This window comes from Stenotrophomonas sp. Sm6012, from assembly GCF_030985895.1.
Lineage (GTDB): Bacteria > Pseudomonadota > Gammaproteobacteria > Xanthomonadales > Xanthomonadaceae > Stenotrophomonas > Stenotrophomonas forensis.
Genome location: NZ_JAPTFX010000136.1, coordinates 1 through 13,219, shown reverse-complemented (window position 1 = coordinate 13,219; position 13,219 = coordinate 1). Strand labels below are relative to the sequence as shown.

8 protein-coding genes and 1 pseudogene are annotated in these 13,219 nt (G+C 67.1%); 5 read left to right on the top strand and 4 right to left on the bottom strand.

The window, feature by feature from the left end; genetic code table 11:
- Positions 1-25: 25 nt before the first annotated feature.
- On the bottom strand, positions 26-2,611 hold the full coding sequence (clpB, locus tag O0J73_RS18240) for an ATP-dependent chaperone ClpB (protein ID WP_197564827.1): 2,586 nt from the start codon (positions 2,609-2,611) through the stop codon (positions 26-28).
- Between the two features lie 252 nt (positions 2,612-2,863).
- Between clpB and O0J73_RS18235 the strand changes: the two genes are divergently transcribed.
- From O0J73_RS18235 to O0J73_RS18220, 4 genes are read left to right on the top strand one after another with little or no spacing between them, the layout of a single operon-like run.
- Entirely contained in the window at positions 2,864-3,358 is a 495-nt protein-coding gene (locus tag O0J73_RS18235; RefSeq protein WP_180853425.1) for a sigma-70 family RNA polymerase sigma factor, read from the top strand.
- Entirely contained in the window at positions 3,348-4,316 is a 969-nt protein-coding gene (locus O0J73_RS18230; protein ID WP_006438328.1) for a FecR domain-containing protein, read from the top strand. Before O0J73_RS18235 ends, O0J73_RS18230 begins: the two co-directional genes overlap by 11 nt.
- Before the next feature lie 53 nt (positions 4,317-4,369).
- On the top strand, positions 4,370-7,159 hold the full coding sequence (locus O0J73_RS18225) for a secretin and TonB N-terminal domain-containing protein (protein WP_308309311.1): 2,790 nt from the start codon (positions 4,370-4,372) through the stop codon (positions 7,157-7,159).
- Positions 7,160-7,194: 35 nt separating this feature from the next.
- On the top strand, positions 7,195-8,292 hold the full coding sequence (locus tag O0J73_RS18220) for a cytochrome c peroxidase (protein ID WP_308309310.1): 1,098 nt from the start codon (positions 7,195-7,197) through the stop codon (positions 8,290-8,292).
- Between the two features lie 7 nt (positions 8,293-8,299).
- Here O0J73_RS18220 and O0J73_RS18215 read toward each other — a convergent pair whose 3' ends face one another.
- Positions 8,300-9,652, bottom strand: coding sequence for an aspartyl protease family protein (locus tag O0J73_RS18215; protein WP_308309309.1), 1,353 nt, complete (start codon positions 9,650-9,652; stop codon positions 8,300-8,302).
- Positions 9,653-9,726: 74 nt separating this feature from the next.
- Positions 9,727-10,551, bottom strand: coding sequence for a DUF3014 domain-containing protein (locus O0J73_RS18210; RefSeq protein ID WP_006465519.1), 825 nt, complete (start codon positions 10,549-10,551; stop codon positions 9,727-9,729).
- Between the two features lie 173 nt (positions 10,552-10,724).
- Between O0J73_RS18210 and O0J73_RS18205 the strand changes: the two are divergent.
- Positions 10,725-11,411, top strand: a pseudogene (locus O0J73_RS18205) (glutathione S-transferase); the annotation flags it as partial.
- 7 nt (positions 11,412-11,418) lie between these two features.
- Here the strand turns inward: O0J73_RS18205 and O0J73_RS18200 are convergent.
- Positions 11,419-13,023 (bottom strand): hypothetical protein, encoded by a 1,605-nt coding sequence (locus tag O0J73_RS18200; protein WP_308309308.1) that lies wholly within the window; start codon positions 13,021-13,023, stop codon positions 11,419-11,421.
- Positions 13,024-13,219 lie beyond the last annotated feature (196 nt).

Below are 13,219 nucleotides of genomic sequence, written 5' to 3'. Positions count from 1 at the left end.
GCGCTCAGGCAGCGCCCCGATGGACTCACGCCTTGGCGAACACCAGGTGGCCGCCGTCGTTGCCGACTTCAATGGTGTCACCGTTGACGAAGGCGCCGGACAGGATCTTCTGCGCCAGCGGATTTTCCAGCTGTGCCTGGATCGCGCGCTTCAGCGGACGCGCGCCATACACCGGATCGAAGCCGACGTTGCCCAGCAGGTCGAACGCAGCATCGGACACCTCCAGCTTCAAGCCGCGCTCGGCCAGGCGCTTTTCCAGGCCACGCATCTGGATGCGCGCGATCTGCTTGATCTGCTGCTTGTCCAGCGGGTGGAACACCACGATGTCGTCCAGGCGGTTGATGAACTCCGGGCGGAAGTGCGCCTGCACCACGCCCATCACCGCCGCCTTCATCTGCGTGTAGGCCTCCGGGCTGTCATCAGCGCTCATGTCCTGGATCTGGTGCGAGCCCAGGTTCGAGGTCATCACGATGACGGTGTTGCGGAAGTCCACGGTGCGGCCCTGGCCATCGGTCAGCCGGCCATCGTCCAGCACCTGCAGCAGGATGTTGAACACATCCGGATGCGCCTTCTCCACTTCGTCCAGCAGGATCAGCGAATACGGACGGCGGCGCACCGCCTCGGTCAGGTAACCACCCTCTTCGTAACCCACGTAGCCCGGAGGGGCACCGATCAGGCGGGCGACGCTGTGCTTCTCCATGAACTCGCTCATGTCGATGCGGATCATCGCGTCAGCACTGTCGAACAGGAACTCGGCCAGCGACTTGCACAGCTCGGTCTTGCCCACGCCGGTCGGGCCGAGGAACAGGAACGAGCCGGCCGGCCGGTTCGGATCGGACAGGCCCGCACGCGAACGGCGCACGGCGTCGGAGACGACCTTGATCGCTTCCTCCTGGCCGACCACGCGGTTGTGCAGCACCTCTTCCATGCGCAGCAGCTTGTCGCGCTCACCTTCGAGCATCTTGTTGACCGGAATGCCGGTCCAGCGCGACACGACCTCGGCGATCTCCTCGTCGGTAACCCGGTCCTGCACCAGCTTGAAGTCCTTGTGTTCGGCCTCCTGCGCAGCGGCCAGCTGCTTTTCCAGCTGCGGCAGCAGGCCATACTGGATCTCGCTCATCCTGGCGAAATCCTGGCGGCGCTGCGCCGATTCCAGCTCCAGCTTGGCCTGCTCGACCTGCTCCTTGATCTTGGTTGCACCCTGCAGCGCGGCCTTCTCCGACTTCCAGATTTCATTGAGATCGGAGAACTCGCGCTCCAGCGCCTCGATGTCGTTTTCCAGATCGGCCAAGCGCTGCCGCGAAGCCTCGTCCTTTTCCTTTTTCAGCATCTCGCGCTGGATCTTCAGCTGGATCACACGACGTTCCAGGCGATCCAGTTCCTCCGGCTTGGAGTCGATTTCCATGCGCAGGCGCGACGCCGCCTCGTCCATCAGATCGATGGCCTTGTCTGGCAGCTGGCGATCGGTGATGTAGCGGTTGGACAGCGTGGCGGCGGCCACGATGGCCGGATCGGTGATTTCCACGCCGTGGTGAACGGCGTACTTCTCCTTCAGCCCGCGCAGGATGGCGATGGTGTCTTCCACCGACGGCTCGCCCACGAACACCTTCTGGAAGCGGCGCTCCAGCGCGGCGTCCTTTTCAATGTACTTGCGGTACTCATCCAGCGTGGTGGCACCCACGCAGTGCAGCTCGCCGCGCGCCAGTGCAGGCTTGAGCATGTTGCCGGCATCCATCGCACCGTCGGCCTTGCCGGCGCCGACCATGGTGTGCAGCTCGTCGATGAACAGGATGATCTGCCCTTCGCTCTTGGCCAGGTCGTTGAGCACGCCCTTCAGGCGCTCCTCGAATTCACCGCGGAACTTGGCACCGGCGATCAGCGCGCCCATGTCCAGCGACAGCACGCGCTTGCCGCGCAGGCCCTCGGGCACTTCGTCATTGATGATGCGCTGGGCCAGGCCTTCGACAATGGCAGTCTTGCCTACGCCGGGTTCGCCGATCAGCACCGGGTTGTTCTTGGTCCGGCGCTGCAGCACTTGGATGGTGCGGCGGATTTCCTCGTCACGGCCGATCACCGGATCAAGCTTGCCGCTCTCGGCGCGCGCGGTCAGGTCGATGGTGTACTTCTCAAGCGCCTGCCGCTGTTCTTCAGCGTTTTCCGACTGCACGTTCTCGCCGCCACGCAGCTTGTCGATGGCGGTCTGCAGGCGCGCCTTGTCGGCACCGGCGGCGCGCAGCGCCATGCCCAGCGTGCCGCTGTCTTCCAGCGCGGCCAGCACGAACCACTCGCTGGCGATGAAGGCATCGCCGTGCTGCTGGGCCAGCTTGTCGGTCTGGTTCAGCAGCCGCCCCAGGTCGTTGCCCATCGAGACGTTGCCAGCCTGGCCGGACACCTTGGGCAGTGCATCCAGCGCCTCGGTCAGGCGCTCGCGCAGCACCGGCACGTTCACGCCGGCCTGGGCCAGCAGCGGGCGCGTGCTGCCGCCCTGCTGGTCCAGCAGCGCACTGAACAGGTGAACCGGTTCGATGATGCTGTTGTCGCGGCCCACGGCCAGCGACTGTGCGTCTGCCAGCGCCTGCTGGAAACGCGAGGTGAGCTTGTCCATCCGCATTGCAGAACCTCATCGGTGATCAGGGCCGGCCACTGCCGGCGATGCTGGAAAGATGCGGTTGCCCCACCCGGTTTCAAGGGTGACTGCGACTGCATCCGGAGGCCAGTCAGCCCGCGGCCAGCATGCCGCACCGCATGTTGCCGCCGCGTTGATCCTGCGCAAGCCAGCGCGCGCGTAACACTGGAATCGGCGCATCACGGATGCCATACTTGCGAATCATTCTCATTTCGATCAGCGCCGCGCGTCTCCTTCATGCCTCCCCACCACGAACAACTGGGCGTGCTGTACCGCGATCACCGGGCCTGGCTGCAGGGTTGGCTGAGCAGTCGCGTAGGCAATCGTGATGTGGCCGATGACCTCACCCAGGACACCTTCGCGCGACTGCTGCAGGGCCGCGACCTGGCCGCGCTGCGCGAGCCGCGTGCCTTCCTGACCACCATTGCGCGCGGGCTGGCCGCCAACTGGTTCCGGCGCCAGGCACTGGAGCGCGCCTACCTGGAGTACCTGGCGCAGTTTCCAGAGCCGGTGCTGCCCTCGCTGGAGGAACAGGCGCTGGTGCGTGAGGCCCTGCAACAGATCGACGCGATGCTCGACGGCCTGCCCGCGATGGCACGCCGGGTGTTCATGCTGGCGCAGTTCGATGGGCTGCGCTATGAGGCCATCAGCGAACAGCTGGGGCTGTCACTGTCGACGGTGAAGCGGCACATGAAGCGGGCGCTGATGGGCTGCCTGGCGCATGCCGGCTGAGACCGCCGCCGCACCGGCCCTTCCGCCGCGCGTATTGGAACAGGCCGCCGACTGGCTGATGCGCCTGCACGAGGACGACAGCGCGGCGCAGCGCACGCAATGGCAACGCTGGCACGATGCCGATCCGGCACACGCCCACGCCTGGCAGCGCGCGGAACGTTTGTTGGCGCTGACCGCTCAGGTGCCTACAGCGCTGGCCCAGCGCACCCTGCAGCCGCCCGCGTCGGCTGGGCGCCGCGCCGTACTGCGCAGCGTCGCCGCTCTGCTGGTGGCGCCACTCGGTGGATGGCTGGCCTGGCGGTTGTGGGACGACGCAGCGTGGGATGCCAGTGCGCGCACGGCCGTGGGCGAGCGCGCCCAGCAGGTGCTGGACGATGGCAGTGTGCTGCACCTGGATACCAGCACTGCGGTCGACATCGCATTCGATGCACATGCGCGCCTTCTGCGGCTGCGGCATGGGCAGATGCTGGTGGAGACAGCCGCTGATCCCCAATGCCCGGCAAGGCCGTTCCGGGTTACGACCCCCTACGGCACGCTGCAGGCACTTGGCACCAGTTTCAGCGTGCGCCTGTTCGGGAACGACGCCCTGCTGGTGGTTCAGCGCGGCGCGGTGCGGATCTCCACGCCGGGTCAACAGCGCCAGGTCGACGCCGGGCAGCAGGTGCGCTGGAACCTGACCCGGCTGCCACGGCCCATGCCTGCGCCACCCGGCGCTGACGCGTGGGTCCGGGGCATGCTGGTCGCCGATGCAATGCCGCTGCAGCAGGTCTTGCAGGAGCTGGGGCGCTACCAGCACCGCTGGATGCGCGTGGATCCGCGCATCGCCGGCCTGCCGGTGTCCGGCGCATTCCCGCTGGACGACCTGCAACGCAGCCTGTCGATGCTTGCCGCCACCCATGCGCTTCGGATCGAGCAGGGGCTGTGGATCCACGTGTCGGCTGCGGGACATCGCGGCTGACACTTTTCCGAGCGTCGCGTGGCAGAGGATATGAACCCCTCACTTTCCTCCCCATGACCGTGAACCTGCCCCGGCTTCGACTGAGCCTCCTCGCCACCGCGCTCGCCGCCACACCCGCGTTGGCTCAATCTCCGCCCGATGAATCCCTGCACGTCCAGCGCAGCACCGTCTCGCTGGGCAGTGCACTGGGCGCGTTCGCCGCCGAGCATGGCGTGGCCCTGTCCTTCGACCCCGCGCTGACCCGTGGCCGCCAGGCTCCATCGATTGCCACAGGGCTGGACGTGGACGCAGGGTTCGACGCACTGCTGCACGGCAGCGGGCTGCGCGCGGTGCGCCGCGCCGATGGCAGCTACACCTTGCAGCGCGCGCAGCTCTCGGCAGGCGCACGACGCACCAGTACCCTGCATGTGCCGGGGCGGGACACTGGTTCGACCTTCGGAGGCAGCCTGCAAATGGACCGCAGCTACGTCGCGGCGCAGGCCGCCGGCAACGGTGACATCACCCGGCTGCTGCGCATCCATCCCGCCGTGCAGTTCGACAATGCCGACCAGGGCAGCTTCAGCCCCGGCGAAATCCGCCCTGCGGAAATCAGCATCAATGGTGCGAAGTTCTATCAGAACGCGTTCATCGTCGATGGCATGAACTTCAATAACGACATCGACCCGGGTGCGGATCCGGAGGTATACCGGCTGTTCTCCGTTCCAGGCGGCTCGCAGGCGCTGGCGCTGGACAGCAGCCTGCTGGAAGACATCACCGTGCATGACAGCAACGTTTCGGCCGCCTATGGTGGATTCAACGGCGGCGTTGTCGAAGCGAGCACCCGGCGACCATCACGCACCTTCAGCGGCCGCCTGTCCACCCAGTCCTCGCGATCTTCGTGGACACGCTACCACCTGGACTCCACCGTCGCAGACAGCTACCAGAAGGCGTCCGGCGCGAATGACGGGCAGCCGGAATTCAAGAAGACCACCACGCGCGCCGATCTGGAGGGCTATCTGACCGACCGCATCGGCGTCCTGGCCACTTTCACCCGCAAGCGCTCGACCATTCCCACCTACAACCTGCAGTCGCACCTGGTCGACGACGCGCATCCGGAGAAACAGATCCAGCGGCGCAGCATCGACAATCTGTTCGTCAAGGCGGTCTGGGAAGCGAGCGACACGCTCGACATCGAGGCAAGCTTTACCCGTGCGCCGGAGGAATCCCACTACTTCCGCTCCAACGTCCCCGGTGCCGGCATCGACATCATTGGCGGTGGCCGCCAGGCGATGCTCAAGGCGACGTGGTCGCCGCAATGGGGCACTCTGACCCAGCAGGTGGGCTGGAGTTCAACCGAGCAGTCCCGCCATCCGCAGTCTGCGGACTACATGAGCTGGCACTGGGCCGAGGGCAAGGACTGGGGGACTTCAGGCAGCTCGCTGGAAGGTGAATTCGGCGACATAGACCAGGCACAGAAGACGCTCCAGTACCGTGCCGATCTGATACTGGCACCGCAGCGCTGGCTGGGCATGGAGCATCGTTTCGCGGCAGGCGTCCAGTACCAGCACCAGCAAGTCGACTACGAGCGCCTGGACGACACCTACATCTATGTCTCGCCGGCGCGCACCACCAGCTGTACCAACAAGGCCGGCATCACCGACACGCAGACCTGCTGGATGGGCCTGACCCGCACCGGCCGCGCCAACACCAGCAACTGGCCCGGACAGTTCTTCACCAGCCGCACCTATTACACGCGCGGCCGGCTGGACTTCCAGATCGACAGCTGGAGCGCCTACGCCGAAGACAGCATCCGCGCGGGGCGCCTGTCATTGCGTCCCGGCCTGCGCATCGACCATGACAGCTACATGCAGCACACCACGGTCGCACCGCGCCTGGCGATGTCACTGGATCTCGACACCGCCGGCGACACCCAGCTGATCGCGGGCGCCAACCGCTACTACGGCCGCAACGCGGCCACGTGGCGGCTGCGCGATGGCCTTGATCGGCTGCAATACAGGAACCAGCGCCGCCCCACCCTCGACAGCGAGTGGACCGCAGGTACGCAGTCCGCCAACGGGCTGCATTTCGATCGCCTGAGAATCGCCTACGACGATGAGCTGATGCTGGGCGTCAAGCAGCAATGGAAGGGCTGGGAGTTCCTCGGCAAGGTCGTCAACCGCAAGGGGCGTGACCAGGTCGTGCGTTCCAGCAGCCGGGTACAGGACGAACGCGCGGATGACCCCTCGCTGGCCACCCACTACGAAACCTGGAGCAACGACGGCCGCAGCGAGACACAGATCATCAGCCTTACCGTGCGCCCCCTGCACCGCCTGCAGTTCGGCGGAACCAGCACCACGGGCCTGCTGGCGCTGGACTGGACCGACAGCCGCTCTTCTGCGCCCGACTACGAGGACGACTTCAGCACCGCGTACTACGAGAATCCGATCATCCGCTACGACGGCAGCTACATCCGCTACCGCGATCGTCCGGCAGACAACTTCAACCGCCCATGGACCGCGCGACTGGCCAGCACCACGCATATCCCGGCAGCTCGGCTGACCTGGGGCAATACGCTGCGCTACCGGGCCGGGTATCGCGCGATCCGGGACACCGGACTGAAGGATGTCCATGACGGCCAGAGCGTCGCGGTCTGGGAAAGACGGCGGTTTGCCCCTTCGTTGATCTGGGACATGCGCATCGGCTGGGAGCAGCCGTTGTCGACGATGGGCACGGTGTTCGCCAACGTGGATGTGTTCAACGTGCTGGATCGGCGCGCGGTGAATGGCGTATCCAGCAGCGTCAGCCGCGCGCCGTACTACGAAATGGGACGCTCGTTCTGGCTCGAAGTGGGCTACCGGTTCTGAGGCCCGCGCGCCGCCGCAGGCTTGGCTGGAGTGCAGTGCTGGTCAGCGCCGTGCTGGCCAGCGCTGCACAGCCACGTCCTTCCCAGCCGGTCTGCGCGCCTGCTCCGGGCAAGGCGGAACGCTGGGATGGCGCCTGCCTGCGTGCGCTCTACAGCAGCCCCAGTACGCGCTGGCCCGCGCCGGAGGTCGAACCCGGCGTGGCGTGGAAGGAACTGGCCCCACTGCCGTCGCCCGTCGATCCACCGGACAATCCTTCCACGCCAGCCAAGGTGGCACTGGGGCGGCGGCTGTTCTTCGATCCGGTTCTTTCGAAGTCGCGGCAGCTGGCCTGTGCCAGCTGCCACGATCCGGACCTGGGCTGGGCCGATGGTCGCCGCGTGTCCTTCGGTCATGATCGCCAGCCTGGCCGCCGCAATGCGCCCAGCGTTGCCACCAGCGCGCACGTGGCACCGCTGTTCTGGGATGGACGCGCGGCCACGCTGGAAGCGCAGGCGCTGCATCCCATCGCCGATCCCATCGAGATGGGGTTCAGTGCCCGCGGCGCCGTGCGTCGCCTGCGCCGCGATGCATCCTATCGTGCTGACTTCGCCGCGGTGTTCGCGCAGCCGCGCATCGATGCCGCCCAGCTCGGCCAGGCTATCGCCGCGTTCGAGCGCAGCCTGTCGCCGCGCAACAGCCGCTTTGATCGCTTCCTGCGCGGCGATACGCGTGCACTGGACGACACCCAGCTGCGCGGCCTGCATCTGTTCCGCACGCAGGCCGGTTGCATGAACTGCCACAGCGGGGCGGCGCTGACCGACAACGGCTTCCATAATCTGGGCCTGCATTTCCGCGGGCGTTCGCGGCAGGATCTGGGGCGTTATGAGGTCACCGGTGATCCCGCCGACAGCGGCCGTTTCCGTACACCGTCGCTGCGAGGCGTTGCCGCCACAGCGCCCTACATGCACAACGGCATGATCCCGAAATTGTCGGGCGTGCTGGCGTTCTACAACGTGGGCGGCGCGCGCCCGCGCGCCCCGGCCGCGCTGCCGGCTGATGCGGCGCCGTTCCCAGAGCCGGATCCACTGCTGCGGCCGCGCGGGCTGGGCCGCCAGGATCTGCAAGACATCGAGGCGTTCCTGCAGAGCCTGTAGCCGCGGATCAGCCGCCCGCAGGCGGCGTGGGAGCCGGCTTCGGCGGCAACAGCGGTGGCGCCACCGCAACGGCCACCGGGCAGCCATAGGTGCCTTCAACATCCATGTACAGGCTGTAGCGCTGGGTCGCGGCAAAGCCCACGCGCCAGTCCGGGTTGAACAGCGGGTTGGGCCCGGGCGACAGCCCCAGGTTCATCGGCAGGTTCAGCACTTCCTCCCCGATCATGACCGGCGTGGTCGCTTCCACGAACTGGATGTCTTCGCTGCCTTCGGTGGTGATCACGTTCTTGCGCCGGATCGCCGACGCGGGTGGCGTGGTCGGCAACGTTCCGCGGGCCTGGAAGGCGCCGTTGAAGCCGGTATCCACCTTGACCAGCACGCTCTCCTTGCCAGCGCGGATCGGATAGCGGACGTCGTACGCATCCGCCCATAGCGAGGACAGCGTGGCCATCCGCCGCGTGCACGGCACCGGGCTGGCCGTGGCCTGGATCACCAGCGCATCCTTGTTGACCCGCACCCGGCCCAGCGCGCGCAGTACGTCCAGGCCGATGCGTGGCAGGTCGTCCTGGCCCAGTACCGCAAAGGACACATCGCGCACGGAGACACCGCCGATGTCCAACTCGACCGGTGCCGCCAGCGCATACAACTTGCCAGGGCTGCCATCGACCGCCATGAAGCCCTCGGTCAGCGTCAAGCCCAGCTCGGTCGCCAGCGCTCGGCCGATGCGCGAGTGTGCGGCGCCGCTGTCCAGATGCACGCGCAGCTCGCGTTCACCGGCTGCGGTGCGCAGCTTCAGGCTGAGCGTCGGCAGTTCGTTGTCCAACTGCAAGGGGACACTGATGTCGCTGGCTGGCGGCTGCGCTGCCATGGCATTACGCGGCCATGCGGTAAACCGCTCGAAATGCGGCTCGCTGATGCCAGCAAGATGGATGTCGCGCAGCTTGGGGCTCAGCATCGGCCGGATGTCGCGCTCCATCAGCGTGCGAACCTGGAGCATCTGCGCCGCCCAACCCGCGATATCGCCCTGCAGGAGCAGATTGCCGGCCAGGGTGGCCGAACACAGGTACTCGACCCCCTTCACACTGTCGGCCGCCTCGCTGGCCACGGCCTTCAGGCACTCCTGGGCCGCCTGGCTGGAGCGGTCCAGCTCGCCGCGCACGCGGTAGAAACCCGCCTGGCCCAGCTTGCCCTTTACACCGGGTGACTTGCCCAGCGTCTGCAGCCGGGACAGTTCGGCAAGGCGCACGCTGCGGGTGTAGCCGTAGGGATCGCCCAGTTCGCCATCGCGCGTCTCGACGGCCGCAGCCGAGGCCACTGTCGTGGCGAACAACGCACTCACGCCCAACCACATTCGATGCATCAAGGTCACTCCTGTCTACCTGATCCAGACCCTATCACGCTGGCGATGACACCTGCCCCTGCAGTCTTCAGCCTTCAGCCGCGAGCGATCGCGCTGCGGATCGCCTGCAGCTGCTGCTTGACCGCCCGCGCCTGCGCCGCGTCCATGCGTAGCAGCGCCTTCTGGCCGATCGATCTCGACTGCAACGTGGGATCGACAAAGCGGTAGCGGCCGCGTTCATCGCGTTCCACCTGCGGCGACTGCACCAGTTCCGGCGTGTCCAGCAGATGGTCGATCACCGCGACCAGGCGGTCGTTGAAATACCCTTCGGGCCGGCCCAGGTCGACATAGGCCTGTTGGATCAGCGGATAGAAGCGCCTGTACGCAGCCGCCGTCGCCGCGGGGTCCAGCGCAGTGAACGCCTGCACGTAGGGCGCATAGCGCGCCGCATTGGCCGCGGCAATCCGCTCGCCACCTTCAACGGGTTCCACCTGCAGGCTGCCCGGCAGTGGGCGCGCGGCCAGTGCGGTCGGCGGCACGCTGGGCTTGTCCAGGTTGTCGACCTGGGTCACCAGGCGCTGGATCAGATGATCGCGCAGCAGCAGGGTCAACGGCCCCTCGCCCTGGAACAGCTGGCTCAGCGCGCCCCAGGCGGCGGAATCGCTGTCAGCCAGCTTCGGCAGCGCCGGGTCGGCGGCGGCCCCGGTATCGAGCGGATGCTTGATCGGCGGGGGTGCTGGCGCGGGCGCTGTGGTTGCCTTCGGTTGTGGCGGTGCACCGCTGCTGGCGGGAGGTGACTGCACCGGCACCGACACACCGTCTGCCAGGCCCTTCAGCTGATCGCGGAACAACCAGCCCCCCGCGCCACCGATCACCACCACGCCCAGCACCCAGGGCCATACCGCCTTTCCACTCTGCATGATGCAGTCCCTCGTTGTTCACCTGCATGGACAAGGTGTGACCGGATTGATTGCGGTGGGTTCCCCCGTCTGTTCCGCTGCCGTTGGGGTTGGGGCCTGCGCATGCGCCACGCTCACGCCTGCTTTGCACACCCTGCGCGAGGCTGTGGGTCTTGTCGTGCGGAGACGCTGCCATGCAGTACGCGCTGTACTACTGGACCGGCATCCAGGGCCGGGGTGAATTCGTGCGACTGGCGCTGGAAGATGCCGCCGCCGATTACATCGACATGGCGCGGGTGCATGGCGATGCGGTGATGCAGCCGTTCCTCGATGGAAACAGCGAGGGAGCACTGCCCTTCGCACCACCGTTCCTGAAGGCGGGCCGGCAGGTGATCGCGCAGGTGGTGGCCATCCTGGATTTTCTCGGTCCGACCCTGGACCTGGTACCGCAGGCCGCGTCGCGGCGGATGCAGGCGCTGCAGTTGCAACTGACCATCGCCGACCTGGTGGCCGAGGTGCATGACACCCACCATCCAATCGCCGCGTCGAAATACTACGAAGAGCAGAAGACCGAGGCCAAGGCGCGTGCGGCTTCACTACGTGGCGAACGACTGCCGAAGTTCCTCGGCCATTTCGAACAGGTACTGGCCGCCAACGGCGGCCGCCATGCCCTGCGCGAGCATTCCTATGTGGATCTGTCGCTGTTCCAGCTGCTGAGTGGGCTGGACTACATGTTCCCGCGGCGAATGCAGGCGTTGGCGCCCAACCTGCCCCTGCTGCGTGCGCTGCAGGAGCGTGTGGCGAAGCGGCCGAACATCGCCGCCTACCTGGCTTCGGAACGGCGGCTGGCGTTCAACACCAACGGCATCTTCCGGCACTACCGTGGGGTCAGCTTTTCCCATCCAGCGGCTTCACCGCCTGCTTCTGCAACGACAACAGCCCCAGCAGCAGCGCCAGCGCCACATAGGCGCCCGCGAACTGCCAGCTGATGATGCGCGCCAGCCCGTCCAGGTCCCATGGCAGGTAGATGCCACCGCGCGGGTCCACCGAGTGGATCAGGCCGAACAGGGTCAACAGCGCCGCCACCAGCAGGAAACCGCAGGCGCGACGCAGGCGACCATCGACCATCGCCGCCACTGCCGAGATCCACAGCATCGAGGTGATGATGAAGCCGTTGCCGAGGGTGAAGATCACCGCCAGTTCCGGCAGGCCGTGGCCGTCCAGCTTGGTCAGCAACTGCGGCAGCTGGTCCGGCGCGATCCAGCCCGGCGCCTTGATCGCCAGCAGGTACGCCACCGACGGCAGGAAACCGAACACCATCGCACCGGCGTGGTGGCGTGGCGTGGCCTGGAACGCCTGGGTGGTGATATCGATCGCCACGTACACGATGATCGGTGCCAGCACCGCCAGCGGCAGCCACTGCACCAGCCCGGAGATGATGCCGAGCATGCCGCCGATGCCGACGAACAGGCCGGTCAGCAGCGTATAGCCGCTGCGTGCGCCCATGTGCTTGTAGGCCGGCTGGCCGATGTACGGCGTGGTCTGCGCAACGCCGCCGCAGACACCGGCCACCAGCGTGGCCACCGCTTCCACCAGCAGGATGTCGCGGGTGCGGTAGTCATCACCGGCCGCGCGTGCGCTTTCGGACACATTGATGCCACCGACCACCATCAGCAGTCCGAACGGCAGCAGCAGCGGCAGGTAGGTCATCGCCGTCGGCAGGCCCTCGAGGAAACCCAGCGTCGGCAGCGGCAGCACCACCTGTGGCGGCACCCACGACGGCACATGGAAGCCCGGCGCGCCCAGCCCGGCCAGGCCCAGGCCGTAATACAGCACGGTGCCGAACACGAAGGCCAGCAGCACGCCCGGGCCACGCACCGGCAGCTTGCCCTTGGCAATCAGCACGTACAGCAGCAGGCCCAGCGTGGTGAAGCCGACCAGCGGCGAGCGCAGCGTTTCCAGCAGCGGCAGCAGGCCCATCAGCACCAGCGCGATGCCGGCGATGGATCCCAGCAGCGCAGCACGTGGCAGTGCGCGGGTGACCGCTTCACCGAAGAACGACAGCACGAACTTCAGCACGCCCATGATGACCAGCGCGGCCATGCCCAGCTGCCAGGTGGCGATGCCGGCGGCATGCGGGTCCAGGCCCTGCTGCTTGAAGGCGATGAAGGCCGGGCCGAGCACCAGCAGGGCCATGCCGATGCTGGTCGGCGCATCCAGGCCCAACGGCATGGCGGTGACATCGTCGCGGCCGGTGCGCGCGGCCAGCCGTCGCGCCATCAGCGTGTACAGCAGGTTGCCGACCAGCACGCCGAAGGCGGTACCGGGGAACATGCGGCCGAACACTACGTCGGCGGGGAACTGGAAGATGCCGACCAGGGCCATGGCAATGAAGCCGAGGATGGAGAGGTTGTCGACGACCAGGCCGAAGAAGCCGTTGAAGTCGCCGGCAACGAACCAGCGACGCGGTGCGGCGGAAGCGGGAGCGGACATGGAAGGGGCGGTGGGGGTGGGGACCGCCGATGGTAGGCCCAGCGGGGCCGGCGCGCCAATTCCGTCATGGAATGATGGGTTCCAGCCAACGGCGGGGCCCCTCGTGGCTGGGGCGCGAACAGCGCTTTCCTCGGCTGGGCCGGGCGGGTAGGTGGCGCGGGGGACGCCGTGAACCCCCCTCCGGGGTCCGGCCCAG

What these genes read in the sequence shown, in the direction of transcription:
- clpB (WP_197564827.1), bottom strand. Translation starts at nt 2,611, where the DNA reads ATGCGGATGGACAAGCTCACCTCGCGTTTCCAGCAGGCGCTGGCAGAC.
- O0J73_RS18235 (WP_180853425.1), top strand. Translation starts at nt 2,864, where the DNA reads ATGCCTCCCCACCACGAACAACTGGGCGTGCTGTACCGCGATCACCGG.
- O0J73_RS18230 (WP_006438328.1), top strand. Translation starts at nt 3,348, where the DNA reads ATGCCGGCTGAGACCGCCGCCGCACCGGCCCTTCCGCCGCGCGTATTG.
- O0J73_RS18225 (WP_308309311.1), top strand. Translation starts at nt 4,370, where the DNA reads ATGACCGTGAACCTGCCCCGGCTTCGACTGAGCCTCCTCGCCACCGCG.
- O0J73_RS18215 (WP_308309309.1), bottom strand. Translation starts at nt 9,652, where the DNA reads ATGCATCGAATGTGGTTGGGCGTGAGTGCGTTGTTCGCCACGACAGTG.
- O0J73_RS18210 (WP_006465519.1), bottom strand. Translation starts at nt 10,551, where the DNA reads ATGCAGAGTGGAAAGGCGGTATGGCCCTGGGTGCTGGGCGTGGTGGTG.
- O0J73_RS18200 (WP_308309308.1), bottom strand. Translation starts at nt 13,023, where the DNA reads ATGTCCGCTCCCGCTTCCGCCGCACCGCGTCGCTGGTTCGTTGCCGGC.